Origin of the sequence: Deinococcus pimensis DSM 21231 (assembly GCF_000519345.1) — a bacterium.
In the GTDB taxonomy this organism is placed as follows: domain Bacteria; phylum Deinococcota; class Deinococci; order Deinococcales; family Deinococcaceae; genus Deinococcus_A; species Deinococcus_A pimensis.
In genome coordinates, this window is the sequence record NZ_KI912668.1 from 89,982 (window position 1) to 99,546 (window position 9,565).

The window sequence follows — 9,565 nt, forward strand, 5'->3', positions numbered from 1 at the left end:
CGGCCCGGAGCGAACACCGTCCGCGTGGACGGCCCCGCCGCGCTGAGCTTCTCCGCCGAGCTCACGGGCGCCCGTGAACCCGCCCGGCTCGTCGGGGACGCCACCGGCGGCCTGCGCCTCACCCGCACGTACGAGAAGCTCGAACCCGTCTGGAACGACGAGGAGAAACGCTACACCTACCGCCGCGCGCCCCTCGCTCGGGCCGGGACGCTCTCGCCCGTCACGGTCGGCGACCTCGTCCTCGTGACGGTCACCGTGAAACCCGACCGGGACGGCGCCCGCTACGTCCTCGTCAGCGACCCGCTGCCCGCCGGGACGCGCGCCCTCGACGAGCGCTCCCTCGCGATCAGCGGCCTCACCGGCGGCGACGACGAGGACGCGTGGAACTACTGGTACGCGGGGCGCGAACTGCGCGACGATCGCGTGGACCTCTACGCCACGTACCTCAGCGGCTGGCAGAAGATGACGTACGTCCTGCGCGCCGAGACGCCCGGCACCTTCACCGCGCTTCCCACGCACGCGTTCCTGATGTACGACCCGGACGTGGAGGGCTACGGTCCCGCCGCGACGCTCGTCGTGCGCGACCGGGGGCAGTAGGGGTGAGGCCCGCCGCGCGGCTCGCGCTCGTGTTCGTCCTGCTCGGGGCGGGCGCGGCGGGGGCCGCGCGGCTCGACGTGACCGTCCGTGATCCTGGCGACCGCGCTCACGTCGCCACGGTGCGGCGCGCGTGGAGCGGCGCCGAACAGGACCTGCGGGCCCTCGGGCTGCGGTTGCCCGGCGCGAGGCTGGAGGCCGCCGCGAGCGCCGCCGACCTCGCCGCCCGTACCGGAGAGCCGTGGTTCGTGGCGGCCAGCACGCGTGGAACCGTGATCCGCACGCAACGTCTCGGGGCGCTCGCGGCGCGCGGCCTGCTGCCCCTCACCGTGCGGCACGAGGCCTTCCACCTGGCCCAGCCGCGCGGCCTGCCGCGCTGGCTCGCCGAGGGCCTCGCGCGCGTCTTCAGCGGGGAGGCCTCCCGCGACCCCGCCTCACCCACCGGCCTGGAGGGCCTGCGGGACGCGGACCTCGACCACCTCCTCGCCACCCGCGACCCGGCCCGCCTCACCGCCGCCTACCGCGAGGCGGCCCGCCGCGCCCGCGCGCTCGTGGGCAGGGTGGGCTGGAAGGGCGCGCTCGGCGGTCAATCCTCGTCGTCCGGAGCGTCGAAGATCCGGTAGCCTTCCAGGTCACGGAAGTGCCTGGCGTAGAGGGTGGGCTCGTCAGAAGCGTCGTGGAGGACCTGACGGACGTCCACGATACGGAGAAGCTTCCACGTGACGGTTTCTCCGACCGCGTTCTCGTAGCTCGTGTCGTCTTGCTTAGCGATCGCCGTCACACGGGCCTGGGCCTCTTCAAAGGTGGAGGCTTCGAGAAGCAGAAAATTTTCCTGGTACCACCGTTCGCCTGTCGTGTCGTTGACGCCCTCACTCAATGTGATAGCGAAGTAACGCATTCTACTTTCTGAACCGACTGTCGTTGAGCGGTTTCCAGGCAGTCCTGTGTGAGGCGGTCTTTCCGTACTTGATGAGATGAAGAATCGTGTAGAGATGCTGACCTGGAAAGACGCTTCGGATAGACGCCTTACGGCACTTGCTGATGAATGTATCTGCCATGATGAACTGGTTTGTCGGGCTGTTGGCGTCGCAGTCCACGGCAGTCGCCTGGACTCCTGTCACCTCCTCCGGTTGCACGCTTGTGACCGGGGAAGAATCTTCCACCCCTGCCGTCGAAGGTGCACTGCTGAGCACAGCAGGAGCTCCTCCTCCTCAGGACACGAAAGCAAAAGAACCGACCACCAGAACACCTGCATAGATCAATGAACGCATGGATACCTCCAGCCGAAGAGACGTCCTCCTCCGGCTTCGTGCATCGTACGGGTTTGAGATCGTCGGCCTTCGACCTACGTCTGGACAGGGACGATGCTTCGTCGTCTCGGTTCGCCCGCGCAACTCCGGTATAATCGTCCGGTTGCCCCACGGGCGCGCGCCCCGCGCGCCCCGAGACGCCCCCCGGAGGACCCCCATGAGCACCCTGCAGATCGGGATGATCCGTGGGCCCAAGACGTGAACGGTAAAGGAACTAGAGGGTTGCCTTGGACTCCTTCGACATCATCTTGAAGGTGCGTCGCGCCCCCATATCTCATGAGCGTGAGACGAGAGCCACCTATACTTCGTGAGCTCCATGAAGAAAAGTTTGATTTCATCCAAGTCGCTCTCGGTCCTCGGACTGACAGGTCTACTCACCGCCTGCGGAGGCGCGGGCACACCTTCCTCCTCGCCCATTCCCACGCCAGGTGCGGACCGCATCGCCGGGCAGGTCGAGACCTGGCCCCTCGACGCCGGATACATCGCGGCCCTCACCTTCGACGGGGCCATCTCGGACATCGTCGACCCCATAGACGCAGATGGCAGCGGGCGTGTCGACCTTCGATTCCCCGCGCGCCCCCCGGCGACGGAGCAGTCCTCCCTCCTCCAGGGATGCACCCGCGTCTCCTCCGGAGACACGCCTCCATCGACTTCTGTGGCCATGTACTCCGGGGCCATGCTGCTCGGTCGCGAGTTCGATCCGGCCGGAGAGCTCGTCGAGACGGATTCGACCGACCCCAACACCCAGATCCTGCACGTCCACTCGGCCACGGCCTTCACGTCCGGCGAGAACCTGAACTGTTCGGCGGTGCACCTCCGCACGGACCTGAACCTCACCGCCGGCTGGAACCTCGTCGGTCTCAAGTCCGACGGGAGCGGCGCGCTCACCCTCACGAGCCTGCCCTCCGCGACGCCCAAGCTGACGTTCAGCCGCTACACGAAGGGCGTCCTTCCTGCCTTCGACGCGACGACCGTCAGCCTGATGGCAGGCAACTCGATCGACATGGCCGTGCGGTTCCTTCAGGTCGGCGGGTATACGGGCACGGTGAAGCTCGGCACCGACGTTCCCGGTCTGACCGTGGAGCCCTCGACGATCACCCTGACGAGCCCGGCGGGCATCCGTGCCATGAGCGCCCGGCCGTCCACCGTGCAGGCCCTGGGAATGCGCGCCGCCTCCACGACCGCCACCATCACGCTCCGAGCCGATGCGGATGCCCCCTACGTTCAGGGCAAAGCGCGTCTGATCGTCAGCGACGCCTCCGGCGAACTCGGCTCCAACCCGTTCGACCTGTACCTCAGCGGAAAGGGCGTTCAGGTTCAGATCGACCATGACGCCCTCACCATCGAACGTGACCACACGGCCACCCTCCCGGTCCGTCTGTACACGCTCGGCGGTTTCAACGGTGCGGCCGACGTCTCCGTCACCGGTCTTCCCGAAGGCGTGACCGTCGCCCCGGCCACCGTCAACGTGCAGGGATACGGAACGACCACGCTGAAGTTCGTCGTCGGACCTGCCGCCACACCGGGTGTGTACGACGTCAACCTGATCGTTCAGGCAGGGCGGCAGCGCACCGTCCTCCCCATCCGGATCACGATCCCCGAACCGTCTGTGCAGGTGGGAACGGCACCCATGACGATTTACGCGGGTGAGACCACGCAGCTGCCCGTCACGCTCGTCCCCGTCAGCGGGTTCAGTGGACCCGTCGAGATTCGTCTCGTCGACCTGCCTCCAGGTGTGACCGCACCCGACGTGACGCGAGTGGACGTCGACGGCACGGTCGGCATCAACGTTTCCCTCACCGCCGCGACCAGCACGACGCTGAACCTGTCGAACATCAAGGTGCAGGTGAAGGCGGCAGCGACGACCGTGACCACGCCGGTGACCCTGCGGACCGTCCCGGCCAGATTCAAGCTGACCAACAACGGCTTCGTCGGTGCCGCGGTGGACTCCAGCGGCGCGCTCTGGACCTCGGGAGACCGGACGGTGCAGAAAATCGCTCCCGACGGTACGACCTCCTCGTACGACCTTCCCCAATTCTCCTGCGGCAGCCTCAACTTCGGACAGGACGGCTTCCTCTGGACGGGATCGCTGCCGTTCACCCGCATCGACCCGCAGACGGGCGACACGAGGACGTACACCGATCCAGGCGGACTCGGCGGGTGCTTCGTCGCACCCCTCGTCGACGCTTCCGGGCGACTGTGGCTAAGTACCGCCGTGACCCGCCGCGTGGACCCCGTGAACAACACGACCGTCGACGTCAGCCTCGGCCAGGCCAACCTGCGGACCGTCAGAGGCAACACCGCGTGGGCGATGCAGTACGATGGGCAGCTCCTCGCCGTCTACGCGGACACGCTCGCCATCACCCGCTACACCATCCCCGGCGTCACCAACGGAGGCGGCACGTTGAGCGTTCGCGACGGGATCGTCTGGATCGCCCGCGACGCTGATCTCGTCCGGTTCGACCCAGCGAGCGGTCTGTCACGCTTCCTTCCGTACCGGGACGTCACGAGTGGCGCCACGCTTCAGGTCGCCGGCACGCTGGGCGTGGACCGGACTGGCCGTCACTGGCTCGTCGGGTCCGACGCCTCGGGAAGCACGTGGATGCTCTTCGATCCCGCCGCTGGAGGCATCGTCAAAGTTGTGCCCGCGATGAACAGCAGCCGCGTGGTCGTCACCGAGGACGGGAGCCTGTGGTTCCTCGTGGATGGGTACGCGGTGCTCTACCGTCCCTAAAGCAACGTCCGGTTGAGCTGGACGGAGCGCCCCGGGCAACGACCTGGGGCGCTTCGTTCATCCCTGGAGACGAGCCGCCTCAGCACCTCGGGTATAATCGCTCGGTTATCCTGGCCGCGCGAGCACCGCGCCACCGCCAGACGACGGCCCTGGGCCGGAGGAGCACAAGTTATGAGTCAAGGTCTACAGATCGGGATGATCCGCAGACCCAAGGTCCCCACGTGTGGTGAGGCGTCAAAGCAGGGAGCCCGTGAGCAGTATCCTCACGGGCTCCCTGCTTCTGTCAGTCCGTCAGTACTTCCAGAGCACCGTGTCCGCGTCGGTCTTCAGCGTCACGACGCGCGTGCTCAGCCCACTCTCTCCATCGTACGAGTACGCGAGCTTGAGGGCGTTCCAGCCCGCCTTGAGGTTCAGGTCCGTCGCCTGCATCGAGCATGACACTGACGGCGTCGCGTTCACGGTCACGTCACGGTCCACGTACACCCACGCGTACCGCACGTTCCAGTCCACCGTCGTACCGTCCGTCGTTCCGAACGGCGTGGGTGAAAGCCCGTACGGCTGCGCCGGGGTCCGCAGGGACACGTTCGACACAGCTACCCCTCTCGCCTCGGTGTTCAGCGTCACGCCCGACAGGTCGTCACCGTAGCAGCTCAGCAGAGGCACCAGCGCCTTGCGCAGGTCGTTCGTGACGGACGACAGATCGCTTCCGCCCGGCAGGGTCAACGCGAAGGTCCCGTCGATATTCACGGGTCCCTGATATGTCCTGGCCGTCATGTTCTGTCCGTAGAGCGTGACGCTGAGCGCGCCGTCCGTCAGGTCGTACGGTCCGCTGCCCTCGTGCCGGGTCATGAGGCCCGAGAGGTTGAGGCCGTCCTCAACGTTGCCGATGAACACCCGGATGACCTTGCGCGAGGTGCTGATTTGGTCAGCGACGTCGATGGTGACGTCGTACGCACCGTCCGGCGTGCCTGCGCCGACGTTGATCGTGAAGGGAATGGCGCCGCCGCCCGTGTTCGCGAACGTGATCGGGGAGGAGGAAACGGTGATGGGCGCGCTGGGCGTGACGTTCACCTGCTTGACCGTCGCGGTACGGCTGACGACCTGCGTCGGGCCTCCGGCGAGGAACGAGGCGGACAGCGTTACGGTGGTGCTCGCGCCTCGCGTACCGGTGACCCCGTCACTGCCCGACAGGTACACGCTGGGGCGGTACATCCACGCGCCGTCGCTGATGCTCGTGGCGTTCGTGATGGTCGTCATCGAGGACGGCACGGTCGTGCCGGAAAGTGACTTGGACGAGGTGGCGACGAGGTTCCAGCCCTGAACGAGGTTCAGGTCGAACGAGGAGCTGGTCTTGTAGTACTGGGTCTCGCACACGGAGTCACCCTGGACGGTCATGGCCCGTTCCGCGTAGAGCCAGACGTACCCACCCGTGTTGGAGCTCATAGGATTGTTGACGTCCCCGACGACGTTCTGCACGCTGCCGGTCCGTAGACCACCGCGCAGGAAGGCCACCTCACCAACCGCGGCGACGCGCGCGGTGTCGCCACTTACGGCGACCTTCGTCGTGCAGTTCGACGCGTATGGACTGGGGTCGAACAGGGCCTGGTTGGGCATCAGAACCTTGTCGAGCGCGCTCACGTCGGTTGGGAGGGTCACGTTGAACGTTCCGTTGGAGAACGTGCCGGGCGCGAGCAGCGTGTCGCCGTTCTGGAAGTTCTGGAGGACCGCGGCGGCCGCGTCGGCTGGTTCGGGCAGGGTGGCGGTCCCGGTGATCGTCACCGTGGCCGGCGTCACCACGTCCGTCGTGACGGCCACGCTCACGACGCGCGTCGTGCGGAAGCCTGAGGCGTCCGTCGCGACGATCGTCACGGGCAGGGACTGCGTCGCCACTCCGCTCGTGGCGCGAATGACCAGGTTCGTATCGCGTCCGGTCGCGTTCAAGGTGACGGGGTCGGCGCTCAGGACGCCGCTCGCGTCCTCGAGGGAGACGGTGACGTCGCCGCTGTACCCGTCGGTACGCGTGACACTGACGGGCAGGTTCACGCTGCCGCCGGCCTTCACGCCCGCCGACTCCGCGGCAGTGAGGGTGAAGGGCGCGACAACATTCACGGTGAGGGCCGCGCCCGCCTTGAGGTCGCCGCTTGTGCCGTTCACGCTCAGCGCGTGCGCCCCAACGGGTGTGGCGTTCGTGGCCGTGAGGGTCAGGGTGCCGTGGGTGGTGCCGGTGGGCAGGTCCAGCGTGCCGGTGAGGCCCTGCGGAGCCCCGGAAAGCGTGACGTTGACCGCGCCCGAGAAGCCGTTGGTGGGCGTGACGGTGACATCGACGGTGCTGGTCCCGCCAGCCCTCAGGTTGAGCGTGCCGGCGTCGAGGGTGAGGCTGAACGACGGCTGCGCGGCCGCGACGACGGTGAGCGTGGCGGTCGCGTCCACGCTGAGCGTACCGCTCGTCGCGCGGACCTTGAGGGGATACGCGCCGGGGGCGACGGTGCCCGCGACGCTGACGATCAGGGCGCCGTTCGTGGTGTTCGCGGCGACGGTGACGGGACTTGCAGTGATGCCGGCGGGGGCGTCCTGGAGGGCGAGGGTGACGTCGCCGGTCAGGCCGCCGGTGCGGCTGATGGTCGCGGTGAGGGTGGCGTTCGTGCCGGCGGCGGCGTTGATGTCGCCGGCGAGCCCGAGGGTGAGGCCGGGCAGGACGGTCGGGACGCACGCGGCGTAGGTGCCGGGTGTGTTGACGCTCCCGGTGATGGTGGTGCTGGTGGTGTCGACGGTGACGTTGATGGGGGTGGTGTCGCTGCCGAGCTGGCAGAGCTTGAGGTTGTTGGGGTCGGCGAGCGTGCCGACGGCGGCGTTGGCGCGCAGGGCCGCGAGGGCACTGGCGTTGTACTTGACTTTGACTTCGACGGGCTTGCTGAAGGTGGTGGCGCCGGTGGCGGTGAGGACGAGCGCGTCGGAGGCGCTCTTGTAGCCGCTGGGCGCGCTGGTGGTGGCGGGGGTGCTGCTGACGGTGAGGGTGGCGCCGCTGGGGAGTGCGCCGGCGGGGACGGTAATGCTGCCGCTCGTGCTGGTGAGGATGCCGCCGGAAGTGCCGACGCTGGTGGGCTCGGCGGGTTTGGTGGTGGGTGTAGGGGTGGTGTTGCAGGCGGCGAGGAGCAGGGCGCCGCTGAGAAGGAGCAGGTGCTGTTGACGCATCTCGATCAGGATAACCTTCACCTTCTGCTCAGGCTGCTCATTTTGACTGCCCTCATGAGAAGAGACGTGTCCGGCCGACTTCGCCTCGCCTGGGGTTCCGGCACGACCCGACCAACGACGCTCGTGAGCTCAGGGTGCCGCTCCGGTATAATCGCTCGGTTATCCTGGCCGCGCGAGCACCGCGCCACCGCCAGACGACGGCCCCCGAGCCGGAGGAGCACACGTTATGAGTCAAGGTCTACAGATCGGAATCGTCGGTCTTCCCAACGTCGGGAAGTCCACGCTGTTCAATGCCATCACCCGCGCCGGCGCCCTCGCCGCGAACTACCCCTTCGCCACGATCGACAAGAACGTCGGCGTCGTCACCGTGCCCGACGAGCGGCTCGAAGCGCTCCAGAAGATCTTCACGCGAGGCGAGCGCGTCCCGCCGATCATTCCCACGGGCGTGGAGTTCGTGGACATCGCGGGCCTCGTGAAGGGTGCCCACAAGGGCGAGGGCCTCGGCAACCAGTTCCTCGGGAACATCCGTGAGGTGGACGCCATCGCGCACGTCGTCCGCTGCTTCGAGGACCCGAACGTCGTGCACGTCGCCGGTCAGGTGGACCCCGTCGGGGACATCGACACGATCAACACGGAGCTCGTGCTGGCCGACATGAGCACCATGGAGCGCCGCATCGACCGTCTGCGCAAGAGCGCGAAGGGCAACAAGGAGGACGCGGAACTCCTCGACCTCGCGCAGCAGGTCCTCGCGGTCCTGGAGACGGGTCAGCCCGCCCGCGCGGGCACGTACGACGCGCCGATCCCGAAGGACTTCGGCCTGCTGACCATCAAGCCGATCATCTACGTCGCGAACGTCGGCGAGAACGAACTCACCGAGGACAACGACCTCGTGCGGCAGGTCCGCGAGTACGCCGCGCGGGAAGGCGCCGAGGTCGTGAAGATCAGCGCGCAGATCGAGGGCGAGCTCTCCGAGATGCCCGAGGAGGACGCCGCGGCGTTCCTCGCGGACCTCGGCATCGACGAGCCGGGCCTCGCGAAGCTCGTGCGGGTCGGGTACAGCACGCTGGGCCTCATCACGTACATCACGAGCGGCGAGAAGGAGGTGCGCGCCTGGACGGTCCGTCAGGGCACGAAGGCGCCGCAGGCCGCCGGGGAGATCCACTCGGACTTCGAGCGCGGCTTCATCCGCGCGGAGGTCATCGCGTGGGACAAGATGGTCGAGGCGGGCGGCTGGGTGAACGCCAAGGCGAAGGGCTGGGTCCGCACGGAAGGCAAGGAGTACGTCGTGCAGGACGGCGACATCATGAACTTCCTCTTCAACGTGTAGAAGCCGTCAGCCGTCAGTCCTCAGCGGTCAGGTTCGCCGTCCGGGTCGTTCCGGACGGCAGGCCTTTCTCGGCGGACAGCCCTTCCAGCACACCCCGGACGTTCGCGGGCTGCCAGCCCTCGGGCTTGAGCTGCTTGCCGTCCTCGCGGCGGGGGCCGGTCGTCTTGTGCATGTTGGCGCGGTGGACCTCCTCGAAGACGGCGTCGGGGTCCACGCCGAGCGCGAGCAGCGCGCCGTACGTGACGTAGAGCAGGTCCGCGAGTTCCTGCGCGAGCGGCGCGAGGTCCGTATCGCCGCGCTCCACGGCGTCCATGGCTTCCATGACCTCCTCGTACTCCTCGCGGACGAGGGTGCGGCGCAGCGCGAGCAGGGCGGGGGAGGGCGCGCTGGGCCGCGCGGGCAGCGCGG

7 protein-coding genes are annotated in these 9,565 nt (G+C 67.8%); 4 read left to right on the forward strand and 3 right to left on the reverse strand.

Annotated features, from left to right (window positions below; all coding sequences use genetic code 11):
- Window positions 1–597 (forward strand): alpha-2-macroglobulin family protein (locus DEIPI_RS40325; protein WP_027482730.1); only part of this gene is annotated, 597 nt, incomplete at its 5' end.
- A gap of 2 nt (window positions 598–599) precedes the next feature.
- Window positions 600–1,217 (forward strand): hypothetical protein, encoded by a 618-nt coding sequence (locus DEIPI_RS0118385; protein WP_027482731.1) that lies wholly within the window; start codon window positions 600–602, stop codon window positions 1,215–1,217.
- On the opposite strand, the gene DEIPI_RS32495 is transcribed toward DEIPI_RS0118385, so the two are convergent.
- Window positions 1,181–1,492, reverse strand: a complete 312-nt coding sequence (locus DEIPI_RS32495; protein ID WP_052351820.1) for a DUF4288 domain-containing protein — start codon at window positions 1,490–1,492, stop codon at window positions 1,181–1,183. The two genes, DEIPI_RS0118385 and DEIPI_RS32495, sit on opposite strands and share 37 nt — an antisense overlap.
- A gap of 728 nt (window positions 1,493–2,220) precedes the next feature.
- Between DEIPI_RS32495 and DEIPI_RS0118395 the strand changes: the two genes are divergently transcribed.
- Entirely contained in the window at window positions 2,221–4,638 is a 2,418-nt protein-coding gene (locus tag DEIPI_RS0118395; RefSeq protein ID WP_169737153.1) for an NHL repeat-containing protein, read from the forward strand.
- A 291-nt stretch (window positions 4,639–4,929) separates the two neighbouring features.
- Here DEIPI_RS0118395 and DEIPI_RS0118400 read toward each other — a convergent pair whose 3' ends face one another.
- Window positions 4,930–7,830, reverse strand: coding sequence for a beta strand repeat-containing protein (locus DEIPI_RS0118400; protein WP_157463788.1), 2,901 nt, complete (start codon window positions 7,828–7,830; stop codon window positions 4,930–4,932).
- A 226-nt stretch (window positions 7,831–8,056) separates the two neighbouring features.
- Between DEIPI_RS0118400 and ychF the strand changes: the two genes are divergently transcribed.
- On the forward strand, window positions 8,057–9,157 hold the full coding sequence (ychF, locus tag DEIPI_RS0118405) for a redox-regulated ATPase YchF (protein WP_027482734.1): 1,101 nt from the start codon (window positions 8,057–8,059) through the stop codon (window positions 9,155–9,157).
- Window positions 9,158–9,170: 13 nt separating this feature from the next.
- Here ychF and DEIPI_RS32500 read toward each other — a convergent pair whose 3' ends face one another.
- Complete coding sequence (locus DEIPI_RS32500; protein WP_045234690.1) at window positions 9,171–9,560, reverse strand: pyrophosphohydrolase domain-containing protein; 390 nt, start codon at window positions 9,558–9,560, stop codon at window positions 9,171–9,173.
- Window positions 9,561–9,565 lie beyond the last annotated feature (5 nt).

Excerpts from the sequence above, each read along its gene's own strand:
- DEIPI_RS32495 (WP_052351820.1), bottom strand. The coding sequence starts at position 1,492 with ATGCGTTACTTCGCTATCACATTGAGTGAGGGCGTCAACGACACGACA.
- DEIPI_RS0118395 (WP_169737153.1), top strand. The coding sequence starts at position 2,221 with ATGAAGAAAAGTTTGATTTCATCCAAGTCGCTCTCGGTCCTCGGACTG.
- DEIPI_RS0118400 (WP_157463788.1), bottom strand. The coding sequence starts at position 7,830 with ATGCGTCAACAGCACCTGCTCCTTCTCAGCGGCGCCCTGCTCCTCGCC.
- ychF (WP_027482734.1), top strand. The coding sequence starts at position 8,057 with ATGAGTCAAGGTCTACAGATCGGAATCGTCGGTCTTCCCAACGTCGGG.